Annotated in this window: 1 protein-coding gene; it reads right to left on the reverse strand. The window is 40.8% G+C overall.

Annotation, left to right across the window (positions count from 1 at the left end):
* Nucleotides 1–250 (reverse strand): L-lactate permease (locus ACSV5T_RS10160; protein ID WP_438321059.1); only part of this gene is annotated, 250 nt, incomplete at both ends.

Below are 250 nucleotides of genomic sequence, written 5' to 3' on the forward strand. Positions count from 1 at the left end.
AGGTCACAATAATACCAATCATCACCGTAAAGATAATGCTGTGTTTTACTGTAAATCTAAATAAATCAGATTCTTTACCAACTAAACCCACTGCTGCACAAGCAATCGCGATTGATTGAGGGGAAATCATCTTACCTGTTACTCCACCACTGGTATTGGCAGCAACTAACAAGACTTCAGGCACACCGATTTGCTGTGCTGTAGTTGCTTGTAACGCTGAAAACAATGCGTTAGCTGAAGTATCTGAACC

Source organism: Veillonella sp. ZSJB6, assembly GCF_051549505.1.
Taxonomy (GTDB): Bacteria; Bacillota; Negativicutes; order Veillonellales; family Veillonellaceae; genus Veillonella.